Genomic DNA, 24,054 nt, shown 5'->3' with positions numbered 1-24,054 from the left:
CACAGAATATTGAACACTCTCGAGAATACGATTTTCATTGTCAGATGCAAAGGTATCTAGGAAAACTTATTGTCAAATAAGTGAGACAAATAAGAGCTAATATGAATGAGAAAAAAGTGCTTATAACAACTATTATCACTCCTGAACTAGCTTAACCTATCACCAACCAGCAGCTAAATCCGAAATATTGGTAACTGTCCAGTGAAGTTAAGCTAGGTTATCTCACCCAGCGCAGCAAGATAATTGGCTAACATCTTTAGTAAACGTTTGAGCGCATAATTTTAAGCCTTCTACCATCGTAAGGTATGGGAAGAGCTCATCAGCCAACTCATTGACTGTCATTCCTGCTCTTATCGCCATTACAGCAGCCTGAATCAACTCACCGGCTTCTCCTGCGACGACTTGAACACCGAGCAGTCGGCCGCTGCCACTCTCTGCGACAATTTTTATAAACCCTTGGGTATTGAAGTTAACCAATGCCCGTGGGACATTTTCAAGGCCCAACGTGCGGCTTTCGGTGACGTAACCACCAGTTTTAGCATCAGCTTCTGATAAACCCACCGTGGCGACTTGTGGATCAGTAAAGATAACCTTGGGCATTGCACTGAGATCAAGATGCGCATCACCGCCCGTCATGTTAATAGCGGCTCGGCTGCCGCCTGCGGCGGCGACATAGACAAACTGCGGCTGATTCGTACAGTCGCCTGCCGCATATACTCTTGAGTTAGAGGTTTGCATGCGCTCGTTAATCGTTATTGTACCGCGTTCAGTTTGTACACCGATGGTTTTTAAATCGAGGTTTTCCGTATTGGGCGTACGGCCTGTGGCCACGAGCAGTTGTTCTGCTTTTAATGTTCCGGCATTGGTTTTGAGAATGAAGTGTTGTCCGTCGTAACGCACTTCGCTGGCTTCTGTATGCTCAAGCACATTGATGCCTTCGCGATCAAAAACAGTCGCTATTGCTTCACCAATGGCAGGCTCGTCTTGGGATAACACCCGATTGCGGGCCAAAACAGTAACTTCACTACCGAGACGCGCGAAGGCTTGTGCTAACTCAAGAGCAACGACCGAGGCTCCAATAATAAGGAGGCGCTTAGGAATGTCATTTAGCTCTAATGCGCTTGTCGAAGTAAGGTAAGGGGTTTCAGCTAAGCCGGGGATGGGGGGGTGTGCGGGTCGGGCCCCGGTGCCGATAAAAGCACGGTCAAAGTAAATCGTTTGCTCACCGCCATCGCGAAGTGATACGGAAAGAGTTTCATCGTTTATAAAGCGGGCTTCGCCGTTAATAACGGTAATGGCGGAATTCTCTCTAAGAATACTCTGGTATTTGGATTCACGGAGTTCTTCTACCCGAGCCTGTTGTTGCTCGAGGAGAGCTGATCGATTTACCTTAAGAGTATGAGTACTTAAGCCTTTATCAAAAGAGCTTTCTCGCCGCAGTTGGGCGATATGAGCCGCTCGGATCATGATTTTAGACGGGACACAGCCAATATTGACACAAGTTCCGCCAATAGTACCTCTCTCAATGAGCGTCACTCGGGCACCTCCCTCGGTCGCTTTGAGTGCCGCAGCCATCGCACTGCCGCCGCTACCAATGACAGCAATGTGTAAATTGTTACTACTCATAACGGTTACTCCTTGGTCTTTCAGTTTTACAGCAGCTATAAGGCATTGTGATGTTTCATGACTGATTTTTTGGTGCCGTTGCTTTCAGTGTTGATGGGTATCCTGCATTTGTCGTTGCTTCAGTGAGCTGCTTAACTGACGTTTTTTCGTCGTCGAATGTCACGGTTGCATCCCGCTCTTCAAAACGGACATCGACGGCGCTCACACCTGCGACTTGGCCAAGTGCAGCTTTGACGGTAATTGGGCAGGTGACGCATGTCATACCGGGTACTGATAGCGTGACGGTTTTCTCAGCCGCCAATGCGGGCATGCTAAACAGTAAAAATAAAATGGTTGTTATCATTGCTTTTTTCATCGTGTATTGCCTCCTAGTAAAAGAAAGGAACAACATAGGGGTACGCCAGTGCTGTTAAAGTAAGCACCGCAACGAGCCAAAACATCACTTTGTAGCTCTTACGAGCACTTGGCGTTGCGCAGGTGTTATCAGGGTTGCAGTCATCAGCACGCCGGTATATTCGACGCCAGGCAAAGAATATGGCAATCAATGCAATGGCAATAAAAATGGGTCGATAAGGCTCAAGTGCTGTGAGGCTCCCAATCCAGGCCCCGGATACACCGAGTGCAAGTAATATGAGGGGACCCAGACAACACGCAGATGCCAGAGTCGCTGCGATCCCTCCCGCGAGAAGAGAGCCCCGACCAGATTTTGAATTTGACATAAGAGTAACTCCTTCGGGCATTTTGCTTTAATGTGTTAATCTTAGACCCGTACCTCACTACGGAAGCAATAGCTATGTTAAAAAAACGCAACGTAATGACAATTGGCACGCTGGCCAAAACAGCCGGCGTGGGCGTGGAAACGGTGCGCTATTATCAGCGCCGAGGGCTAATGAGCGAGCCGGAGAAGCCGTATGGGGGAATTCGACATTACGACGAACAAGCGCTTGCTCGGCTTCATTTTATTCGCGCGTCTCAATGGCTTGGATTTAGTCTGGATGAAATTGGTGAGCTATTAACTCTGCAAGATGGCGCTCATTGCGATGAAGCACGGGAGCTTGGGGAGCAAAAGCTCATCAGTGTTCGTCGAAAGATATCGCACTTACAGCAAATTGAACAAGCGCTGAATGAGTTGGTGCAAAAATGCAGCGCCGGACACGGAGATGTCTATTGTCCACTGATGGCGTCGCTTAATGACGGGGTTGAGGACGCTACCACGGACAAACATAAGGTGCGCTAGTCTGTGTAAAACTTTTGAGTGGAGTTCTTTAACTGAATTGCTTTATAGCTAACGCCAGCCATACACAAGAATCCCCATACCGGTTAGCACAAACGTCGTGCCAATCAGGTCGAAATTGGATAGTGGCGATTTATCGACAATTCGCAGCCAGACTATGGCAGTTAACACGTAAATACCACCATAAGCTGCGTAGACCCGCCCGCTTTCCGCTGGATGAAGTGTTAATAAGTAAGCAAATAAAGCTAAGCTTATTGCTGCCGGAATGAGCAACCAAACGGAATGGCCCTCTTTGAGCCATAGGTAGGGTAAATAGCAACCGACAATTTCGGCAATTGCGGTGGCAATAAATAACCCGAGCGTTTTCAATAAAAATAATGCACTCATTATCAGTTGTCCCTACACGCTTCATCAGGATCTTCTAGTTCTACCGTTGTATGGCTTAAAGCATAGGGCGCAAGGACGTTATCGATGTGCTGTTTTAAGTCGCTACGGGCCTCGATATCAAGATTTTCAGTTAACACCAAATGAACGGTTAATACATGCTCCTCGCCGTCTAGTGACCAAAAATGCAAATGGTGTAGGTCAGCAACATGAGGTAGCTCCAGTAAAGCGTCCGCGACTTGTTTGTAGGTTTTTTTGTCTGGCGTGGCCTGTATGAAGAGCTTCAGCGTTGCCCACAGGTTGCGTAGTACATTCACTAAAATAAATAGCGTAAAGCCAATCGACAATATAGGGTCGAGAATCGGCCAGTCTACGAACAGCAAAACAATACCAACGATAAGTACAGCGACCCAGCCGAGAACATCCTCCAGCAAGTGCCAGTTAATAACGCGTTCGTTTAACGTTTTGCCCTCTGACAATTTGTAAGCAGCAAATCCATTAACTGTAATGCCAACGACGGCTAAAGCAATCATGCCATCAGCGACGGGCATCTGAGGGTTCCAGAGTCTGGGAATTGCTTCCACAAGTACCCAGGCAGAGCCTGCGATTAACACAACGGCATTAATAAATGCACCGGCAAGATTCAGTCTTTTATAACCGTAGGTAAAGTGTTGGTTAGCCTGTTTTTTGCCAAGTTTATTTAGTATCCACGCGAGACCTAACGACAGGCTATCGCCAAGATCATGAACGGCATCAGCTAAAATGGCGGTACTGTTGGTAAGAAAACCACCAATGAACTCAATAATGGTAAAAACAAAGTTAAGCAGAAATGCCCAACCTAATCGGTTGGACGGCATGTCCTTTGAGTGATCATGGTTATGGTGATGTCCCATAATACGTTCCTCTTTTAATAAAAGGGGGCGACAATAACCGCCCCCTTAAATGCTATTGAACCCTAACGGCTTAAATCCTTAATTTTTTGTTTCGAAAACCAAGGATAGAGCACGGGTAAGATAACCAATGTCAGCAGAGTAGCTGATACCAAACCACCAACAATGACGGTAGCCAGTGGGCGTTGAATTTCAGCCCCTGCACCGGTTGCAAACAGCATGGGAATGAGTCCTAACGCTGAGGTTATTGCAGTCATCAATACTGGGCGGAGTCGCGACCATGCGCCATCAAACACGGCATCATTAACCGCATGCCCATCGGTTATTCTCTGGTTAATACTCTCGACCAGAACTACACCGTTTAGTACCGCCACACCAAACAGCGTGATGAAACCCACGGCGCTGGGCACCGATAAGTACTGTCCTGACACATAGAGAGCCACAATACCGCCGATGACTGCCAATGGTACATTCACCAAAATCAACATGGCTTGACCCATGGTGCCGAAAGCAAAATAAAGCAGCAGGGCGATGAGTGCCAGCGATATGGGAACGACAATGGACAAGCGCTCCTGTGCTCGTTGTTGACTTTCGAACTGGCCACCAATATCGACTGAGTAACCGGTTGGTAAATCCACCTTCTCGTCAATCGCCTTCCGAATATCGGCAACCACGCTACCCATGTCACGACCCTGAACGTTCGATTGAATCACAACGCGACGCTGTACATCATCACGACGGATTTGCGGTGGTCCTGATTCAATTGCGACGTGGGCGACTTCGCCTACGGTTACCCAGGCTCCCGAAGGAGTTAACAAGCGTAACGAGCGAATAGACTCCGGCGTATCGCGGAATTGCTTGGCCAGCCGCACGTAAATATCATAGCGCTCATTACCGCGAATGATCTGGCCTGCCGAAGCGCCACCCAAGCCATTGTCGACAACGCTCAGTACATCGGAGACATTTAAGCCGTAGCGTGAGAGTTGTTGGCGTTTCGGCGAAACCACGAGTTGTGCTTCACCTTTTATTTGCTCCATCGCTACTGCAACGGCCCCGTCAACTTGCTTGACGGCACTTTCTATTTCCTGGCCTTTACGGGCCAACACGTCAAGCTCGGGTCCAAATAGTTTGATGGCTAGCTGCGATTTTACACCTGATAGCAGTTCATCAACCCGTGTTGCGATAGGTTGTGAAAAATTAAACAACAAGCCTGGGTGAGCATCGAGTTTTGCCTCCATTTTTTCTTGTAAGGCGTAGCGATCCGATGCTGTTGTCCATTCAGACTGCGGCTTGAGACCCACGTATATCTCGATGTTGCTGATAGGCTCTGGATCACCACCCACTTCAGCTCGTCCAATGCGGCTGAGTGCGTAGGTGGTTTCCGGGAACGACATCAGGATTTTTTCAAGCTTCGGAGCCACCTCTAAGGCCGTTTCAAGGTTAGAGGAGGGGGCTAATGTCACGCGAATATTAATCGTGCCTTCTTCCAATTCGGGCGCAAATTCTGTGCCGAGACGAGGCACTAACACCAAAGCGCCGACAAACAGCACACCGGCCAGGGGAATAACAGCCTTTTTACTGCGTAACGCCACCGATAATAGTCTTTTATAACCATTATCTAGTGGTTTAAGCAGTTTATTTTCACGAGGCTTAATACCCCGACTGAAAAAGTAACTGGCTAATGCCGGGACAACCATAATGGCCACAAAAACCGCGGAGATAATGGCCAACATAATACTGATCGCCATGGGCTCAAATAATTTAGCTTCAACACCCTGAAAACTAAACAGTGGCATAAAGACCACCAAGATAATCATGGCGGCAAAGAATACCGGTCGTGCCACTTCGTTAGCCGCTTCCTTAACTCGCAGCTTGATACCATGGCTATCGAGTTTGGCTGCCTGAGGATCCGGGTCGCGGTGCTCTGTGCGTTGCTCGGCGTCGCCTTGGTGTTCACTATCCGGACGACTTAAGTGCTTAAAGATGTTTTCAACCATCACCACGGAGCCGTCGACCAGCATACCAATGGCAACAGCAATCCCGCCCAGCGACATCAGGTTAGCTGACATGCCCATCGCGGACATTACCATCAGGGCAATGGCGATAGAAACGGGAATGGACAGTAACACTAAAAAAGTAGCGCGTATGTTGAGCAAAAACAGTGCTAATACTGCGATAATAAAGACAAAGGCAATGAGCAGTGAATATGCGACCGTAGATACGGCTTTTTGTATTAAATCGGCCTGATCATAATACGGCTCAAAGGTGACACCCTCGGGTAATGCTTGCTGAATAAGCGGAATGCGCTTTTTAATACCGTCGATGGTGGCTTTGGTATTCGAGCCCATGCGTTTGAGCACAATACCCGACACCACTTCGCCCAGCTGGTTGACCTCGCCGTCGACTTTACGCGACATTGAGACCGCTCCCTGGCGAATTTCACTGCCGATTTCGACGTCGGCAACCTGGCCCAGTGTTACGGAAACGCCGTCAACGGTTTTGAGCGGTATTTGTCGTATTTGTTGCAGGCCTTTTTTACCGCTTTCCAGCCAGCCGGTGCCGCGAATAACCAACTGCTCCTGACCGCGGGGCATATACCAACCACCAACGTTACCGTTATTCTTGTTGACCGCGCTCATCACATCTTGCTGTGTGAGTTCGTAAGACAGTAACTTCGCGGGATTTAGGTTAACCTGATATTGCTTAACCTTACCGCCAAAGGACAAGACTTCGGTAATTCCCTCAACGGGCATTAGTAGCAGTTTAACCACATAGTCGTTAAGACTGCGTAGCTCCATACTGCTGACACCGGAGCCCGGTTCGGCAAGTAGCAGATACTGATAAACCTGGCCGAGGCCGGAAGAGTTAGGACCCATTTCGGGTGTACCTACGCCTTCGGGTATCAACTCCTTTGCCGCCTGCAGTCGTTCAAACACCAGTTGCCGGGCAAAGTAGATATCGACACTCTCGTCAAATACCACGGTAATGCCCGATAAACCTGTTTTTGAGATTGACCGAACTTCTTTGACGTCGGGCAGGGCATACATCACCGACTCTATCGGATAGGTAATAAGCTGCTCGACTTCGGTCGCTGCTAATCCTGGTGCTTCCGTATTTACCGTTACCTGAACGTTGGTAACATCGGGAAAGGCATCCAGATTAAGTTTGGGAATAATAAAAAATGACGCAATGCTGATGCTGAATAAAGCCAATACCAATAACAGGCGATTGGCGACAGCAAACTGAATAATGCGCTGAAACATACAACCTCCTGTTAGTGGTTATGTGGGTCAAAACCGCCTTTAGCGATTTGTGAGCGAACGAAAAACGCGCCGTTATCGACGTACTCTGTGCCTTCCTTAACGCCTCGAATGACTTTCCACGGACCCTTTTCATCAACCAATTCGACTTTCTTCGGTTCAAACTTTCCGGGTTCGTGCTCAATGAATATCTGCCAGTCACCATCAGATGCCCGCATTAAGGCTGAGTCCTTAACTGCAAGCACCGGTCCATCCGACTTGACTGAGAAATAAACATCCGCAAATAAACCAGGGTGTAATTGGTCCTTTTCGTTATTTACCGCAAGTCGTACCGTTCGGGTGCGGGTTTTATCGTCGATTGTGTGGCCTTCCTGAATGACTTTTGCCGCAAAGCGCTGATTGTCGACACTCACTGTAACAGGATCACCAAACTGCACACTAAGGTCAGCTGAGCCTGGTAGACGAGCATTAACCCACAAGGTTTCTTCTTGTAGCACTTCAACCAAGTGATTACCGGCATTAACTTGCTGGCCTTGCTTGAAGTTATCGCTAACCACAATCCCGCCAATTTCTGAGGTCAGTTGGTATTCGCCGACAGGGTAGTCAGCTTTACTTAAACGCTTAATATCACTGGCTGACATACCAAATGCTTTGAGTTGCGCTTGCGCTGAGGTAAAGGCGTTTTTCGCTTCGACAAAGCGTTTTTCACCAACAGTTGACTCACCGAGTGACTGCACGCGTTGCCATTCGTTAAGTGTGACCAAATACTGACTTTGCGCCTCCGCCATGGTGGCGCTGAAGAGGGTTGCCAGCGGCTCACCTTTTTCGACGTGGTCGCCAATACTGACAAAACGTTTGAGCACGGTCGAGTCGATGCGCGGACTCACGATGTAGCTATTAAAGTCGTTAGCAACCACCTCGCCCGGGGCATAAACCGGATATTCAATGACTTGAGTTTGCAAGGTTCGCGTGGTGATATCTGCCATGGACAGCTGCTTGCTGGATAGCTCCACGCCTGAGCTTTCCTTATGTTCACCTTGCTCGTGTTTGCCTTCTTCCTTGTGGGTATCTTCTTTTTCGTCGTGTCCGTGTTCATCCTGCGCCATAACCGAAAAGCTCAGCGCAAGTGCTATTGCTGCGTATAAAGGTTTTACTGACATCGTTTACTCTCCAATCTCTGCGTTTGTTTGCTGGCTTAACGGCGATAACGTCAGCGCTTTACTGAGTTCGCCTGAACGGTACAACCATTCAATGGCGGCCAACCGATATTGTGTTTGCAGCGCTATCCCTGCAAATTGGCTATCGAGCTGCTGTTGCACAGCGGTGAGGTAGTCGGTGGTGGATAGGTCACCGGCGAGCCAGGACTGTTCAATCACCTGCATCGACTCATCCTGCCGAGATTGAAAGTCTCTTTGCCAGCTTTGCCACTGTTTTTTCACAAAACGATAATTGTTAAGAGATGATTTCAGTGCTGCTTGCCATTGTTGCCTTAGTGCAATCAAACGTTTTTCTTCAGCAACAGCTTCGCTATTGGCTGCGCGTACTGCATCGCTGTAGTTATTGCGAATCTGTAGTGGAATGCTGAATGATAAGCCAACTACTGTTTCGTTATCGCTCTCGCCCGCTTCGACGCCTACGGTTGGGTTGGCGGTGGTTAACGAGCGTTTCCAGTCGACATCGGCGCGCTTTAATTGCCATTGCAGGTAAGCAGCTTTTAACGCCGGATGTTGTTGCCAGCGAGCCGTTAACGCAGGTTCAACGTTAAATAGCTCCTCATTCACGGAGAGTTGACCGACGTCAATCGTGGTTAGCAGAGCGTTTAACTCTGCTTCAGCGGATTGCAGCTGTTGATAAGCCGCTGCCGTTTGTTGCAGTTGCCGACTTAGTGCGAGTACCGTCAGTTGTTCGTCGACGGCACCTAAGTCACCGGCTTTACGTCGTTCGGCAACCAGGCTTATCGCCTGTTTAACGATTTTCTCTTGTTGCTCGGCCAGTGCGTAACGCTGTTTTGCATCCAGCCATTGCACATAGGCATTCAACAAAGTTTTAGCATGCGATGTCGCCGACTGGCGATAAATACTCACTGCCATAGCCGTCATGGCGTCACTCTGACTGGCCCTTGCTTCATTGCGAGTGCTCCAGTCCAGCGTCTGGCTTAGACCAACAGCGTAATTATTGATGTCACCCTCGCGCTCTAAGCGTGACGATAAGCTAGGGTTGTACAAAGGCTGATTTAATTGTTTGCCCTGTTGGATCAGCGCTTCAGCCTGCTGTTGAGCGGCTTCAACACTGGGGTGTTGCTGCACAGTTTTTTGCCATTGCTCGGGCAACTGTTGTGCATTGGCGTAGCTTGAACTTATTGCCAGACTTACGGCAACAAACAAGCGTTTGCTATGTGTCGAAAACGGACCCATAGATAGACTCCTCAGTCATATTACTGCGTAAAATAATGATTTAGTTGCGCTGCTAAAGCAGCGTATTAGGCAGCTATGAGGAGATGGGAGGCCGGAACAGCGGCGATGATAGTGGGTTAGTGTAAAACTCAGTATACCCAAGACGTATTGTGCCCATTCGTGGTAACGCGAGAGTTTTTTCAGCCTTCATGGCATATAAATGAAATGAACCATGGCAGTGACAGCAATGATGGTAGTCAAAGCTGATTTCGCCACTTTTAGGGAGATTGCGCTTATCGATGTGGGATTCGTCATGCTCAAAATTGAGGTGTTGCTCAGAAGAGGATTGGTGAGATTGATGCACGTCAGCAACCGACTGACTGATTTGAGTCAGAACGGCAGCAAGCACCAGTATTAAAAATCCGAGTCTAAGCATCATTACCTGCAGTTCTAAATAAGCAGCTTAACGGTACATTAATTAAAAATAGTTTTCAACTAGTGCATTCTGAATCGCCACTAGTTCACTAGACACTCAGTAGCCTAACGAAGCTCCGCTGGACAACCTTAAAAAATTGTGTAAGTACGTTGTGTAACCTCCGGAAATTTAGACGTCTCGGTTACAACTAACAGATTCTATTTCATCAATTTTATTAAGAATTGTACACGCAATAACTTTGCTTTGGCCAGTACAACTTGTTCTAATTGAAGTGAGTTGCTTCTCAAGATCTTGCAAAGAAGTAATTTGAGAGCGTATGTGCATTATGTGTTCATCAATCAGGGTATTAACGGCTGAGCAAGGTTGATGTGGATTGTCTTGATAATCTTGTAATCTGCGGGTTTCAGATAATGAAAGGCCTATAGCTCTGCAGCTACATACAAACTTAAGTCTTTTGTAATGTTTTTCAGTGTATACTCGATATCCGTTATAACTACGAGCTGGTAAAGGTAACAAACCCTTTTTTTCATAGAACCTTATTGTCTGGGTTTGAATTCCTAATAAGTCTGCTAGTTGACCAATACGCATAAGAAAATTTCCTATCTAGTTAAGTAATTTCTTGACCTTATAGTAACTTTATAGTTTTTAATTGTGAAACTATATATTTAAGGTAAGTAATACGATGGCTAGTTCCTTTGATACGGTTCGAACAAATGGCGACTCAAAAAATGCCTACGAAGAGTCAGGTAAACGGCTCATCGTTTACTCTGTAGCAAAAATGGATTGCCCATCAGAAGAACGAATGATTCGCTTGGCCTGAATGGGTTTGAGGAAATTCATTCATTATCCTTCGACTTGTCAAACCGTCGGCTGAAGGTATTACATGATGGTGAGACAGCCTTTATTACTTCTAAATTAGAGACTCTAGGTTTGGGGGCCTCGCTTGAAAGAGACACTGCTGCGGACTCCGAGGCAATCAAAGCTGAGGAGTTTTCGGCAAGTTCGGATAAGCAGGAGTCCCGCACCTTGTGTTGGTTGCTCACCATCAATACTCTTCTGTTCTTGGTGGAAATGACTGCCGGACTGCTTTGGCAGTCTGCTGGTTTGATTGGGGAATCTTTAGATAATTTTGCCGATGCGGCAGTTTACGGGCTTTCTCTTTATGCCGTAGCGCGTAGTGTTAATATGCAAATACGTGCTGCGCACCTAGCTGGCGTACTACAACTGGTTTTGGCTCTGGGTGTACTTGCAGAAGTTGTGAGACGCTTCGTATTCGGGAGTGAACCTGAGTCACTTGCGATGATGGGGATTGCATTTGTCGCGTTGATTGGCAATACCATCTGTCTTCTACTTATCTCCAAACATAGAGGAGGTGGTGCGCATATGAAAGCAAGTTGGATTTTTTCAGCTAATGATGTAGTGATTAACCTTGGCGTAATCATCGCTGGCACCCTCGTTGCGTTGACCGGGTCGAATTACCCAGATCTTATTATAGGTAGCATAGCAGGTTTAATCGTGCTTAACGGGTCAAGACGCATTTTTGCACTGAAGGGGAACTGAATGTCCTGCGTTGATAAAGGATTTTCGCCCTATATTTCTCTGTTAATTTCTGGTTTAACTGTAGTCCTTGACCAAGTGATCAAGTGGCAGACGCAGCAATCAATAGCTTACGGTGATTCGATTTCATTGACCCCTTTTTTCAATTGGGTACACACTTGGAACACTGGTGCGGCATTTGGCCTGCTTTCAAATGGTGGAGGTTGGCAGCGCTATTTTTTTATTGGGGTTGCTCTGCTAATGTCTGTGGCTTTAACGAGGTTGATCTTTAATAAAGTAAGTAAACGGGATGGCATTAGCTACGGGCTGATTCTTGGGGGGGCGGTTGGGAACCTCATTGACCGACTGTTTCGTGGCTATGTTGTCGACTCCCTTCATCTAGGTTGGCAAACGTGGCAATTGCCAGTTTTTAATATTGCCGATATTGCAATTACCCTAGGAGTTATCCTATTACTGTTAAGCAACTTGCAGGTCTCAATGATACCGAATCTACCGGGTTCTAAGTAAATAGTAAGTATAATAATTAATATGGCCGAGCTTATTTTGGATGGATTAGGAATTTATATTGAGTGGGGTAATTGAATGAAAATATCTTGGTTTTTAATACTGACTGTGCTCATTCATAGCTCTTTTGCCTGTGCTCCTGTGGCTGGTACTTTCAGTCAGTCTTCAATAAAGAGTGCAGGAGTTGCGTATGACTTAGTCTTAGAAATTGAGCGTGAAAATCAAGACTTAAATAAATCAATATATGATAGTAAACAACAAACACAACCTCATATTAGTTGCATTACTGGTTATAACCTCTTAATTTCAGCCGTGCCTGTTATTTTGGCACCCAACTCAAACTCGGTAGGTTTTGACCAAAGCCTGACTCACCAACCCCCTGTACCTCCACCAAACGCGTAACCGTTAACTTAGACTTTTTAAAACCTATAAGTTAATGGAGAAGCAACATGAAGTATTTATACTTCGTGGCAGCCTTTTGCTTAGGTGCGCTAGTGCCTGTGGCGACGGCTGCGACGACAGATTTAAAGCTGAAAGAAGCGTTACAAAAAACGATCAAGAATAACCCTGAGTTACTGGAGTATGATTATAAAATACGAGCTGCAGGAGCACTGATAGAGCAGGCTGAGTTTTCAGCGAACCCAAGGGTATCTGCGGAAATAGAAAACTTTGCCGGCTCAGGACGGCTAGAAGGTATCAGTAACTCAGAATTGACCGTATCCTTTTCTCAGCTCATAGAGTTAGGGGACAAACGGCAGTTACGAGTTAAAGCTGCAACCGAAAAAGAGAAAGCTCAGCGAGCAGAGTTTGAGTATCGTCAAATTGAGGTTTTGGCAGAAACCACACAGCGTTTCTATGACATTTTAAAACTTCAGCAAGTCGCGCATACCAGCGAGCGTCAAATTCAGCGAACTGAGCGACTGATAAAAGTGGCACAGGAGCGTGTAGAAGCTGGCGCGGTGCCTAAATCCGAGGTTATTCGCATTAAATTACAGTTAGAGCGCCAATACGCTTTCTCTGACGAGTTGAACGGTAAACTGAAAAAGCAACAAGCTGAACTGGCTTCAATGTGGGCAGGCGAGCTCAATTTTACGCGCGTCTCTGGAGACTTTACTTTTCCGCTAAGCCTCCCGGAAAAAGCCAACGTGTTATCGGCTGTTAATCGGGCGCCGGAGTATTTGCGTTTACTGGACTCTGAGCAACTTCTACAAGCGCAAGCCAGAGCGTTAGCAGCGGACTCAAAGTCGGATATTACCGTTGGTGTCGGGGCTCGCTACAATAATGAGTTCGATGATGTAGGTTTAATCGTCCAGGCATCGATGCCATTGCAGTTCACTGACCCTAACGTCGGTCGCATAAAACAAAGCCGATTACTGCATCAGTCTAACCTGGCGCAGCAAAAACAGGTTCGGCAGCAACTAAAATCACTGGCTTTATCGCTAGTGCACAGTTTGCAAACTCACCAAAGTTATCTGCAAAAGATAAATCAGCGACTGATGCCATTATCTGAGCAATTACTTGAACAGACTCAACAGGGTTACGCACGCGGAACGCATTCTTTGTTGCAAGTGTTAGACGCGCAAACGGAGTTAGCCAAACTCGAGTACGAAAAAGTTTCTCGGAAACATGCGATTTACAGCGACATCATCGAATTAGAGCGCATGACCGGACAGCCGTTTTTAGGAGTACAACAATGAAACTCAACACATTGATTACAATTATCTGCATTGCCAGTTTTTCACTGCCCGCATTGGCTTATGAGAAAGAACACGAAGAGCATGAAGCACCCCATACCAATTTAAGTGATGCAGCAATAGAAAACGCGAAATTAACGTTGGCAACAGCGAGCGCTCAAAGCATTCGAGTAAAGCAAACAATTTTCGGTGTAATAGCCCCCAATAATAACAATATTGTGCATATCGGAGCGAAGTACAAAGGTATTGTTACGTCACTAAAGGCCAATATCGGCGATGCCATAAAAGCCGGGCAAACTCTGGCTGTTGTTGAGAATGTTACGACAGGCACGGCATTTGAAGTCATCAGCCCAATTAGCGGAGAGGTAACTGCACGTTTTACCAATGTTGGTGAAGTGGTTGAGCAAAAGCCATTATTTGAAGTCCTGGATCCATCATCGGTCTGGGTAGAGCTTTCAGCGTTCCCGGAGAACATTGAGTCGTTAGCAGAAGAGCAAACGACCTATGTGTACGACTTGCATCATCATAAAACCGTCGAAGGAACTGTGTCTTATATCTCGCCACAAATGACTGGCGGACATATTGCACGCGCACGTATCGAGTTGCCCAATCAGTCGGGGCATTGGCGACCGGGAATGCACGTAAAAGCGGATGTCGTTACAGACAGCTTTAACGCGAGCTTGGCGATAAACAATGATGCTGTTCAACGTTTAGACGATAACCCCGTTGTTTTTATTAAAGAGGGTAATCGTTTCGAAGCCAGGGAAGTTGAGTTAGGCCGAACTGACGGTGAATACACCGAGGTGTTATCGGGTATTGAGAATGGCGAAAGTTATGTCGTTGAAAACAGCTACTTGATAAAGGCTGACATTCTAAAACAAGGCGCAGGCCACAGCGATTAGGGAGAGTAAACAATGATAGATGCACTCATTCGCTTTGCTGTTGAGCGTCGATGGCTGGTGCTTGCCGCAACTTTGTTAGTAGCAGCTGCGGGCGTTTATAGCACATTAAAGCTACCCATCGATGCTGTGCCGGATATTACCAATGTTCAGGTACAGATAAATTCAGAAGCGCCAGGCTATTCGCCATTAGAAACCGAACAACGTATTTCTTATCCGGTGGAAACCGCGATGGCAGGTTTACCAAAGCTGGACTACACCCGCTCGATCTCACGCTATGGGTTGTCGCAAGTTACCGTGGTGTTTGAAGAGGGCACCGATATTTACTGGGCTAGACAGCAAATCAGTGAGCGATTGCAAAAGGTAAGGGGAGAAGTACCCGACGGTATCGAGCCGACGATGGGGCCAATAGCCTCCGGCCTTGGTGAAATTGTTAATTATGTAGTACGCGCGAAAGAGGGGGCTACCAATGCCGATGGCGAGGCGTATACGCCCGAGCAGTTGCGTACCATCCAGGATTGGATCATTAAGCCGCAACTGGTCAAGGTGCCCGGTGTTACCGAGATTAATAGTGTGGGGGGTTATGAAAAGCAATACCAGGTGGCTCCCATCCCCGGTCGTATGCTGGCCTATAAAGTGACCATGCAGGACCTTTTGGCAGCATTGGATCTTAACAATAGAAACGCTGGTGCCGGTTATATCGAGAAAAATGGTGAGCAATGGTTGGTGCGTTCGCCTGGACAGCTTAAGACACTTGACGATATTCGTGATGTGGTCGTGATAAAACGTGATGATGCACCGGTGCGCGTGAGTGACGTGGCTGAGGTCAAACTGGGAGAACAATTACGCACTGGCGCTTCAACCTCGGGCGAGAGCGAGGTGGTATTGGGCACGGCCATGATGCTTATTGGCGAAAACAGTCGCATCGTTGCACAGAATGTCGCCAATAAAATTGAGGAGGTGCAACGAAGCTTGCCAGACGGGGTGGTGATTGAAACGGTGTATAACCGTACTTCTCTCGTTGATAAAACTATTGCAACGGTCGAGAAAAACCTGTTTGAAGGTGCGGTGCTGGTTATTGTGGTGCTTTTCATTCTGCTTGGAAATGTCCGTGCAGCACTGATTACGGCGTGCGTTATTCCCTTGAGTATGCTGTTTGCGGTAAGCGGCATGGTCGCCAACAAGGTGTCTGGTAATTTAATGAGCCTGGGCGCAATTGATTTTGGTATTATCGTCGATGGTGCGGTCATTGTGGTTGAAAACGCTTTGCGACGGCTTGGAATTGCACAGCAACGCTTAGGCCGGGTACTTACCACTAAAGAGCGCTTAATTGAAGTAACCCATAGTACTCGTGAGGTATTTAACCCTGCGGTATTTGGTGTGCTTATCATTATGCTGGTGTACTTGCCCATATTTGCGTTAAGTGGTGTTGAAGGCAAAATGTTTCATCCCATGGCGTTTACTGTCGTAGCCGCGCTTTTAGGGGCTCTGATTTTCAGCGTTACCTTTGTACCCGCTGCTATTGCAATATTTGTCCGTGGCAATATTAAGCACGGTGAAAACCGAATAATGCGAGCCGCCCGCAAAGTGTATCAGCCGGTTTTACGGCAAACACTGAAGCTTCCAGTTGTCATTATTTTGCTTGGCTTTGGGCTGTTTGCGGTATCAATGTTTCAGGCGAGTCGCATGGGAACTGAGTTTTTGCCACAGCTTGATGAAGGCGATATTGCCATGCAAGCCTTGCGCATTCCGGGGACTGGCTTGCAGCAGTCTATAGCAATGCAAAAAGATGTCGAGTCTGTGGTGTCACGCTTTGACGAAGTTAAACTGGTATTCTCAAAAATTGGTACCCCGGATGTTGCGACCGACCCGATGCCACCGAGCGTCGCTGATACCATTATTATTTTAAAGGAGCGTGAGGACTGGCTAAACCCAGAAAAAACCAAAGAGCAACTGGTTGCTGAAATACGAACTGCTGTGCAAGAGCTTCCCGGTAATAAGTACGAGTTCACTCAACCGATTGAAATGCGGTTTAACGAACTTATTGCAGGCGTTCGAGCTGACTTGGGGGTTCGTATTTATGGCGATGACTTGCAAACGCTTAAACGGTTAGGCGACTCAGCCGCGGCAGTCATTCGCACCGTTGATGGCGCTGCTGATGTTCGGGTTGAACAAATGACCGGTTTATCGACACTCTCAGTTATACCTAAGCGTGATCATTTAGCGTTATTAGGCCTAACAGTCGCTGATGTACAGCGAGCAGTTCAAGCTGCGGTTGGTGGAGTTCAGTCAGGGATTATTTACGAGGGGGATAAACGCTTCAAGCTAATGGTACGTCTCGACAAAGAATGGCGTAAGAGCATTGAACAGCTTAAATCACTGCCTATTGATCTGCCTGCCGGCAACCCTGAGCTGCGCTATGTGCCGTTGGGAGAGGTCGCCGAATTGAGTTTGGAAAGTGGACCGAACCAAATTAACCGAGAAAGCAGCAAACGCAATGTTATTGTGAGTGCGAATGTTGAAGATCGTGATTTGGGCTCTTTTGTGGCAGATGTTCAGGATGCGCTAACGACTGAGGTTGATTTGCCAGCAGGTTATTGGGTTAACTACGACGGTACCTTTGAACAGCTGCAATCAGCTTCCCAACGGTTGAGTTTGGTTGTGCCATTAGCGCTGCTATTAATTATTGGCCTGCTATACAGTGCGTTTAATTCGCTGAGCAGTGCACTCGTCATATTCACAGGCGTTCCCTTAGCGCTGACCGGCGGGATATTCGCATTAGCGCTGCGTGATATGCCGCTATCAATTTCCGCTGCAGTCGGCTTCATTGCACTGTCGGGCGTGGCGGTTTTGAACGGCGTGGTCATGCTGACATTCATACGGCAACTGCTGCGCGACGGACTGCCATTGAAAGATGCGGTGTTTGAAGGCGCGCAACAGCGGTTAAGACCTGTACTGATGACTGCTCTCGTAGCTAGCCTGGGCTTTGTCCCTATGGCATTTAATACCGGTGTGGGTGCCGAAGTGCAGCGGCCGTTAGCGACAGTGGTTATTGGCGGTATTGTATCGTCAACATTGCTGACGTTGGTGGTGCTTCCAGCGCTTTATTATTTAGTGCAGCGTTTTAAAGAATAGAGAGTTAGGTCATTGAGCGCAGTTAGAGCACGCTTTTATGAGCGAGCTTTAACTGCCTCAACTCACGCGAACGTCGCCTTGGCTTTGGAAGGCGGTAACGTCAGGTTATAGGCCTGTGTTACTAAGCGTGTTACATCCGTTGCTCAGAAACGAAAAAGCCCCGCACTAAGTGCAGGGCTTTAGAAAGAAGTTGGTGCCCGGAGGCGGAATCGAACCACCGACACGAGGATTTTCAATCCTCTGCTCTACCGACTGAGCTATCCGGGCAACGGCGTGTATTAAACGTTTTTTTCGGTTTCGAGTCAACCGCTTTTCGTGCCTTTTTTACTGTTTGCTCAGTAATTGCACATTAAGCGGTTGTTTTGGTGAATTATTCAACGCTTAAGTAGGTGCTGCCGGCCAAACACTTCTCGTAAAAGTTTGTCCAGCGAACACCGGCTCTTGGTGCGAGACCACCATTTCGAACCTGACGGTCAATTTGCTTTTTCACCGCTTTCGCCATGTATTCTGTATTGTATTGCATGGTTTGCAGTACTTTTTCAGCGGAAGTACCTGGCACCACTTCTTCAATGTAGAAGTCGCCACGCTCGTCATCGTGACAATATACGTGCACTTCTGTCAGTCGGCCAAAGAGGTTATGCATGTCGCCCATCACGTCCTGATACGCACCCGTTAAGAATAGCCCGACATGATAATCTTCGCCCTTACGCAAAGAGTGCATTGGAATGTTATCGCTAATTTCGGTGCCTTCAATGTATTTGCCCAGCTTACCGTCACTGTCACACGTAATATCAGCAATAGAGCAACGCACTTCCGGCTTCTCGTTTAAACGCGAAATAGGCACTATTGGCAGTACCTGACCAATGGCCCAGGTGTCTGCGGCTGACTGAAAAATAGAAAAGTTACATAAGTACTGGCTGGCGAGCATATCTTCAAGCTCTTCCAGCTCCTGAATAACATAAGCGTCTTTGTCCAGCGACTGATGAATGTCTGCCAGTATTTGCCAGTACATGGTATCCAGCTTCGCCATTTCCTGTAGCGACAAAATACCCAGTTTAAAGGCTTCATAAGCATTCTGCTTGTAGCCAGCGGCATCGTTATAGCGCTCTTGCGGATGGAACTGGTCACCCGACTGGTGCAGTTCACGCATATTCTTCACTAAAATATGCTCGTCCTCGCTAGGGCTGACATCGAAATTGGTACTGGCTGGCTTTATTTCACCGACAATGTTGGTGACGACACAGCTGTGGTGGGCGGTCATTGCGCGGCCACTTTCACTGACTAAATTCGGGTGCGGAACCTCTTCTAAGTCACACACCTGTTTGACGCCCCAAACTACGTCGGCAACGTATTCTTCGGTTGAATAATTACGAGAAGAGTCGTTGGTGGTACTGGTGCCGTCGTAGTCAATGCCCAAACCGCCGCCAATATCTAAGTACTCGAGCGGTACGCCTTCCTGAATGAGCTTGGCGTACAAACGTGCGCCTTCGCTGACCGCTTCTTTTATCTTACGAATATCAGACAGCTGGCTACCAATATGGAAGTGCAAGAGCTTGGCACAATGCAACATGTCCTCCTGGCGCAAACGTTCAATCACGTTCAGTATCTCGGCAATGCTTAGGCCAAATTTGGCGCGGTCACCGCTGGAGCCAGCCCATTTACCGGCACTTTTCACCATCATTTTTGAGCGCAGACCAATCATAGGTTCAACGCCTAATTCTTTGGCCAGCGGAATCAGCATTTCCAGCTCGCTGTACTTCTCAATGACTATGATCATCTTACGGCGTAGCTGACGGCCCAGCAGCGCCAGTGTCAGATAGTCTTTGTCTTTGTAGCCGTTCAGTATGGTCAGCGCATCTGGGTTATCGTTATACGCCATAACGGCCATAAGTTCCGGCTTTGAACCTGCTTCCAGTCCGTAGTTGTACGGTTCACCAGCATCCATTATTTCTTCAACCACTTCACGCATTTGGTTGACTTTAATCGGGAATACACCGCAATACTTGCCTTTGTAGTCGGCGTCCTGAATTTGCTGGGCAAAGGTCTCGTTAATAATTTCGACTTGCGAGCGAAGAATGTCGTGAAAACGAATAACCGCCGGCAGCTCAATGCCTTCGGCTTTTATCTCTTCAACCACTTCCTGCATATCAATCGCTAAGTCTGGCAGTCGATGATTTGGACGAATTTGGATATTGCCGTTTTCACCAATAGAAAAATAGCCCGCGCCCCAACGGTTAACGCCATACAGCTCTTCTGCTTGATCAATATTCCAGTCTGACATTAATTAGGCTCCTGAGCGCTCTAAAACAAGTAACAGCTCGCGCACCACTTTGGCCGCGAATACATTGGAGTTGCCGGTAGGGTCTATCGGCGGTGAAAGCTCAACAGCGTCGGCGCCGACCAAGTTCTTTTGACGCAGAATTTTCATGAGGCTGACGAACGAATGAAAGTCTTCGCCACCTGGTTCGGGCGTGCCTGTGCCCGGGAAAAATGACGGGTCGAAGTAATCCAAATCTAACGTCAAATATACCGGTCTGTCTGCCGCAATGGCTTCAACGCTTTCTAAAAACGCCTGACGCGATGTACGAATGGTTTTGTGCTCTTTCATCCACTGATATTCATCGCGAGTGCCGGAACGAATGCCGTACTGAATAAGCTCGTGACCGGGACCGAAGTGGTCCACCGAGCGACGAATTATCGACGCGTGTGAATAGTGGTAACCGAGGAACCCGTCGCGCAAATCAGCGTGAGCATCTAAATGCAGCAAAACCAAGTCGGGGTATTGCTTTAAATACTTAACGATAGGAGCGTAGGAAATGGAGTGCTCGCCGCCTAACGTCAGTAGCTTGATGTTTTCTTTGGCTAAGTCGACGTTGTCAAAAATTTGGTTAAAGTCACTCAGTGCATGATGCCATTGCTGTTCTTCGTCATCGTCAAAGCCCAGTCGCAAATTACCTAAATCGTAAAAGGTATGGTCTTCAAGGTCGGCATCTAAATACGGCGAGTAAGACTCGATGTCTTCAGAAACCGAGCGCAGGCCATCCGGCCCCTCTTTGGTGCCTTTGCGAAAACAGGCGGTGCCGTCAAATCCGAACCCTAAAATATGAGTATGACCCGAATGCAATTCGGTACTGTGTTCCGCGCCAAAATATGGGCGAATAGGATCGTTCAACGATACGGGTAATGACAATGCGGGCATGCGCTTTGGTGACCTCTCTTTCTAGTCGTCGGCTTGCGTCGATTTCTGCCGATTCTTCTTAATCGGGTTAAACAGACTTTGTTGAATATTAATGAGCTCTTCGCTCAGTTTTTTGCGTTTTGTCCAGGTGTCTGACAGCGGCGTTGCACTTAGCTCATTGGCGCTGACGCCGGCCATAACACGGGTCTGATTCTGGCGGACTAATTCTACCGCATGAACGCCCAAACGTGTTGCTAAAATTCTGTCCATAGCAGTGGGGCGACCACCGCGTTGCACGTGTCCTAATAAACACGGACGACAAGGTAAGTTAAGACGATCTTCCAGCTGCTCTGCAAGTCGAACCGCGCCACCGGGCCACTGGTTTTCACACAGCACCATTACGTAGCTGGAGTCTCCGCGAACACGTTGCACTGACTCAATGTGTTTTACCAGCGCCTCGACCGTCAACGGTTTGTCTTTTTGCAGCTCCGGCAGAATCATACGCTCTGCACCGCTTGCCATAGCACTGCTTATACCAATATAGCCAGCATTACGCCCCATTACTTCAACAATAAACACGCGATCCATGGCTTCTGCGGTATCGCGAATTTTATCCAGGGCGTCCATAGCGGTTTCCACGGCCGTGTCATATCCAATAGTGTGATCGGTGCCGTACAGATCATTATCGATAGTGCCGGGCACACCAATGACTGGTCCGTTCCAAAATTTCGCTAAATGGTCAGCACCACGGAAAGAGCCATCGCCACCAATAACGACAAAAGCGTCAATTTGGTGCGCGTCTAAATTCGTTGCCGCTTCGCGTCCGCCTTCATCGGTTTTAAAGCGTTCGCTTCGAGCACTTTTAATAATGGTGCCCGAATACTGCATAATGTGCTCGACGTCTTCCCTGTCCAGGCGCACGAAGTCGTTGCTCAGTAAGCCTTCGTAGCCGTGGCGAAAACCAATGACTTCAATGCCATAATTTTCCGCGGCCAATACCACGGCGCGAATGGCGGCGTTCATCCCTGGCGCGTCACCGCCGCTGGTAATCAATGCTATTCTGTTTATTGTGTTATCAGATGACACAATCTGTACTCCTTGATAATGTCTTATGCGTAGCTTAAACGACCTGTCAGCCGTCACCAAGAGGAAATTTCATGAACACCGACGTGTCACGTTTTGATTATTCTGAATTAGCGCAATGGGCGCAGTCGTGCTTAACCAATTCCGGGGCTTCGGGCGAGGTCGCTCGTAATGTGGCTTATTATCTTTTAGAAGGTGATTTACTGGGTTTTAGTACGCATGGCTTAATTCGATTGTTGAATAATTGCCAGTGGTTACAAGACGGAAAAAGCCTGCCAAAAGGGCAGCCTGTGGTATTAAGTGAACGTGCAGCCGTCGCAAATTGGGATGCACAGTTTCTGCCGGGACCTTATGTGGTTCCGCAAGCGGTTAATGCGGCGTGCGATATGGCGAAACAGGCGGGAACAGGGACCGTGGTATTGCGCCGGAGCCAACATGTCGCTTCGCTGGCGGCGTATTTAACCATTGCCACCGATAAAGGCATGGTTGTGAATTTAATGTGCTCGACTCCGGGGCAACGAGCGGTGGCACCGTTTGGCGGAAAAGAGGCCGTGTTTTCGCCGAATCCGTTTGCGGTGGGGGTACCCAGCTCAAAAGATCCGATGCTGTTTGATATCAGCTTTTCGATGACAGCGGCGGGTAAGGTGCGCCAGGCAAAAGCCAATGGCGAGAAATTACCTTATAAAGCATTGATAAAGCCGAACGGTGAATGGACCGATGACCCGCTCAGCTTCTTTGAGTCGCCGGGCAGTGCTATTGCGCCTCTTGGTGGCGAGCAATTGGGCTATAAAGGGTACGGTTTAACCTTGTTTAGTGAAATCTGGTCTATGGCGCTGGCACAATACGGTCGTGTGCAAGGAGCTGATGACGGCGATGCAAATACCGTATGGGTTCAGGTGATTGACCCGGCAGCCTTTGGTGATAAAAGCGAGTTTCTGAAGCAAGTTGACAGTTTGCTGGACGATGCGCGCAACAGCGCTCCTGCTGACTCCGACGCACCGGTTCGTGTGCCGGGCGAAGCTGCCCTTGCCCGTAAGCGCGAGCAGCTCAAGAAAGGCGTTATCTACGCACCCTCGACACTTAAAGTGTTAAAACGTTGTGCCGAGTTCTGTGGAGTTGAACTGCCTAAGGTTGCAACCGGGTAATTCGCCAACCATCGCCATCGCGGGTGTACTGATAACGATCGTGAAGGCGGTGTTTGCCGCCTTGCCAGAATTCAAAGGTGTCCGGTATAACTCGATATCCACCCCAGTGACGTGGGCGTGGCACTTCGGTATCGGCGTACTCTTTTAATAGCGCTTGATAATGGCTTTCTAACACATCTCGACTGTCGACCGGGCGACTTTGCTGGGAGGCAAGGGCGGCCACTTGGCTTTCTTTCGGGCGTGAATGAAAGTAGGCGTCGTTTTCCTCGTCACTTAATTCCACTGCTTTACCGGCAATGCTGACTTGTCGCTCAAGCGCAAGCCAGGCGAAATGCAGCGAAACCTGACTGTTTCCGCGAATATCGTCGCCTTTATGGCTGTTTTTATTGGTGTAAAAGCAAAAGCCTTGCTCGTTATAGCCTTTTAGCAACACTATGCGTTGGCTTGGCACACCTTCTGCATTAACCGTTGCTACCGTCATCGCTGTTGGGTCAGTCAGCACACCGCTATCAATGGCGTGTTTCATCCAGTGTTCGAACTGCTCAACCGGGCTGGCAAATAATTGCTCTCGGTGCAAACTGCCTAAACCGTATTCACGGCGCATGGCCTGTAAATCCATAGTGGTTCCTTTTATTA

The 24,054-nt window shown here is 48.0% G+C and carries 21 protein-coding genes, 1 tRNA gene and 1 pseudogene; 9 read left to right on the top strand and 14 right to left on the bottom strand.

The features are described from left to right. Positions 1-222: 222 nt before the first annotated feature. The 3 genes from merA to merT are packed head-to-tail and all read right to left on the bottom strand — an operon-like array spanning position 223 to position 2,345. Positions 223-1,626: a mercury(II) reductase gene (gene merA / locus B3850_RS05575; RefSeq protein ID WP_058577375.1), complete on the bottom strand. Its 1,404-nt coding sequence runs from the start codon at positions 1,624-1,626 to the stop codon at positions 223-225. 55 nt (positions 1,627-1,681) lie between these two features. Further along, a complete protein-coding gene (gene merP, locus B3850_RS05570) occupies positions 1,682-1,981 on the bottom strand; it encodes a mercury resistance system periplasmic binding protein MerP (protein ID WP_006956212.1) in 300 nt (99 codons plus the stop codon). A gap of 13 nt (positions 1,982-1,994) precedes the next feature. Continuing rightward, positions 1,995-2,345: a mercuric ion transporter MerT gene (gene merT, locus B3850_RS05565; protein ID WP_273024510.1), complete on the bottom strand. Its 351-nt coding sequence runs from the start codon at positions 2,343-2,345 to the stop codon at positions 1,995-1,997. A 74-nt stretch (positions 2,346-2,419) separates the two neighbouring features. Here merT and merR point away from each other — a divergent pair, with 74 nt between their 5' ends. Then, complete coding sequence (merR, locus tag B3850_RS05560) at positions 2,420-2,863, top strand: Hg(II)-responsive transcriptional regulator (RefSeq protein WP_034818168.1); 444 nt, start codon at positions 2,420-2,422, stop codon at positions 2,861-2,863. 48 nt (positions 2,864-2,911) lie between these two features. Here merR and B3850_RS05555 read toward each other — a convergent pair whose 3' ends face one another. The 5 genes from B3850_RS05555 to B3850_RS05535 all read right to left on the bottom strand — a co-directional run bounded on the left by B3850_RS05555 (position 2,912) and on the right by B3850_RS05535 (position 9,808). Continuing rightward, a complete protein-coding gene (locus B3850_RS05555) occupies positions 2,912-3,247 on the bottom strand; it encodes a YnfA family protein (protein WP_006956209.1) in 336 nt (111 codons plus the stop codon). 2 nt (positions 3,248-3,249) lie between these two features. Then, positions 3,250-4,137: a cation diffusion facilitator family transporter gene (locus B3850_RS05550; protein WP_034818164.1), complete on the bottom strand. Its 888-nt coding sequence runs from the start codon at positions 4,135-4,137 to the stop codon at positions 3,250-3,252. A gap of 62 nt (positions 4,138-4,199) precedes the next feature. After that, positions 4,200-7,397, bottom strand: a complete 3,198-nt coding sequence (locus tag B3850_RS05545) for an efflux RND transporter permease subunit (protein ID WP_286874247.1) — start codon at positions 7,395-7,397, stop codon at positions 4,200-4,202. An 11-nt stretch (positions 7,398-7,408) separates the two neighbouring features. Next, complete coding sequence (locus tag B3850_RS05540; protein WP_286911500.1) at positions 7,409-8,554, bottom strand: efflux RND transporter periplasmic adaptor subunit; 1,146 nt, start codon at positions 8,552-8,554, stop codon at positions 7,409-7,411. A gap of 3 nt (positions 8,555-8,557) precedes the next feature. After that, complete coding sequence (locus tag B3850_RS05535; RefSeq protein ID WP_058577380.1) at positions 8,558-9,808, bottom strand: TolC family protein; 1,251 nt, start codon at positions 9,806-9,808, stop codon at positions 8,558-8,560. 211 nt (positions 9,809-10,019) lie between these two features. Here B3850_RS05535 and B3850_RS05530 point away from each other — a divergent pair, with 211 nt between their 5' ends. After that, a complete protein-coding gene (locus B3850_RS05530) occupies positions 10,020-10,205 on the top strand; it encodes a hypothetical protein (protein ID WP_058577381.1) in 186 nt (61 codons plus the stop codon). A 186-nt stretch (positions 10,206-10,391) separates the two neighbouring features. Here B3850_RS05530 and cadR read toward each other — a convergent pair whose 3' ends face one another. Continuing rightward, entirely contained in the window at positions 10,392-10,811 is a 420-nt protein-coding gene (cadR, locus tag B3850_RS05525; protein WP_074668950.1) for a Cd(II)/Pb(II)-responsive transcriptional regulator, read from the bottom strand. Between the two features lie 73 nt (positions 10,812-10,884). Here cadR and B3850_RS05520 point away from each other — a divergent pair. The 6 genes and pseudogenes from B3850_RS05520 to B3850_RS05495 all read left to right on the top strand — a co-directional run bounded on the left by B3850_RS05520 (position 10,885) and on the right by B3850_RS05495 (position 18,012). After that, positions 10,885-11,783: pseudogene (locus B3850_RS05520) on the top strand (cation transporter). Next, a complete protein-coding gene (gene lspA, locus B3850_RS05515; protein WP_034818150.1) occupies positions 11,784-12,287 on the top strand; it encodes a signal peptidase II in 504 nt (167 codons plus the stop codon). Between the two features lie 75 nt (positions 12,288-12,362). Then, the gene (locus tag B3850_RS05510) at positions 12,363-12,686 is read left to right on the top strand and encodes a hypothetical protein (protein WP_006955685.1); all 324 of its coding nucleotides are present in this window, start codon (positions 12,363-12,365) and stop codon (positions 12,684-12,686) included. A gap of 47 nt (positions 12,687-12,733) precedes the next feature. Beyond that, positions 12,734-13,981, top strand: a complete 1,248-nt coding sequence (locus B3850_RS05505; RefSeq protein ID WP_006955684.1) for a TolC family protein — start codon at positions 12,734-12,736, stop codon at positions 13,979-13,981. Then, positions 13,978-14,880 carry an efflux RND transporter periplasmic adaptor subunit gene (locus B3850_RS05500; protein ID WP_286875710.1) on the top strand — a complete coding sequence of 301 codons (903 nt, stop codon included), beginning with the start codon at positions 13,978-13,980 and terminating at the stop codon, positions 14,878-14,880. Before B3850_RS05505 ends, B3850_RS05500 begins: the two co-directional genes overlap by 4 nt. Positions 14,881-14,892: 12 nt before the next feature. Beyond that, positions 14,893-18,012 carry an efflux RND transporter permease subunit gene (locus B3850_RS05495; RefSeq protein WP_286911499.1) on the top strand — a complete coding sequence of 1,040 codons (3,120 nt, stop codon included), beginning with the start codon at positions 14,893-14,895 and terminating at the stop codon, positions 18,010-18,012. Between the two features lie 191 nt (positions 18,013-18,203). Here B3850_RS05495 and B3850_RS05490 read toward each other — a convergent pair. The 4 genes from B3850_RS05490 to B3850_RS05475 all read right to left on the bottom strand — a co-directional run bounded on the left by B3850_RS05490 (position 18,204) and on the right by B3850_RS05475 (position 22,276). After that, positions 18,204-18,279, bottom strand: a tRNA-Phe gene (locus B3850_RS05490). A gap of 103 nt (positions 18,280-18,382) precedes the next feature. Beyond that, complete coding sequence (gene speA, locus B3850_RS05485; RefSeq protein WP_286911498.1) at positions 18,383-20,293, bottom strand: biosynthetic arginine decarboxylase; 1,911 nt, start codon at positions 20,291-20,293, stop codon at positions 18,383-18,385. Between the two features lie 3 nt (positions 20,294-20,296). Beyond that, positions 20,297-21,211 (bottom strand): agmatinase, encoded by a 915-nt coding sequence (speB, locus tag B3850_RS05480; RefSeq protein ID WP_286875713.1) that lies wholly within the window; start codon positions 21,209-21,211, stop codon positions 20,297-20,299. A 21-nt stretch (positions 21,212-21,232) separates the two neighbouring features. Continuing rightward, positions 21,233-22,276, bottom strand: a complete 1,044-nt coding sequence (locus B3850_RS05475; RefSeq protein ID WP_286875714.1) for an ATP-dependent 6-phosphofructokinase — start codon at positions 22,274-22,276, stop codon at positions 21,233-21,235. A gap of 71 nt (positions 22,277-22,347) precedes the next feature. Here B3850_RS05475 and B3850_RS05470 point away from each other — a divergent pair, with 71 nt between their 5' ends. Continuing rightward, positions 22,348-23,418 carry an Ldh family oxidoreductase gene (locus B3850_RS05470; RefSeq protein ID WP_286875715.1) on the top strand — a complete coding sequence of 357 codons (1,071 nt, stop codon included), beginning with the start codon at positions 22,348-22,350 and terminating at the stop codon, positions 23,416-23,418. Here B3850_RS05470 and pdxH read toward each other — a convergent pair. After that, a complete protein-coding gene (pdxH, locus tag B3850_RS05465; protein ID WP_286911497.1) occupies positions 23,399-24,037 on the bottom strand; it encodes a pyridoxamine 5'-phosphate oxidase in 639 nt (212 codons plus the stop codon). The two genes, B3850_RS05470 and pdxH, sit on opposite strands and share 20 nt — an antisense overlap. Positions 24,038-24,054 lie beyond the last annotated feature (17 nt).

The organism is Idiomarina sp. UBA4520 (assembly GCF_002388365.1).
Taxonomy (GTDB): domain Bacteria; phylum Pseudomonadota; class Gammaproteobacteria; order Enterobacterales; family Alteromonadaceae; genus Idiomarina; species Idiomarina zobellii.
Note: the sequence above shows the minus strand (reverse complement) of the source record. Positions and strands in the feature narration are given on the sequence as shown.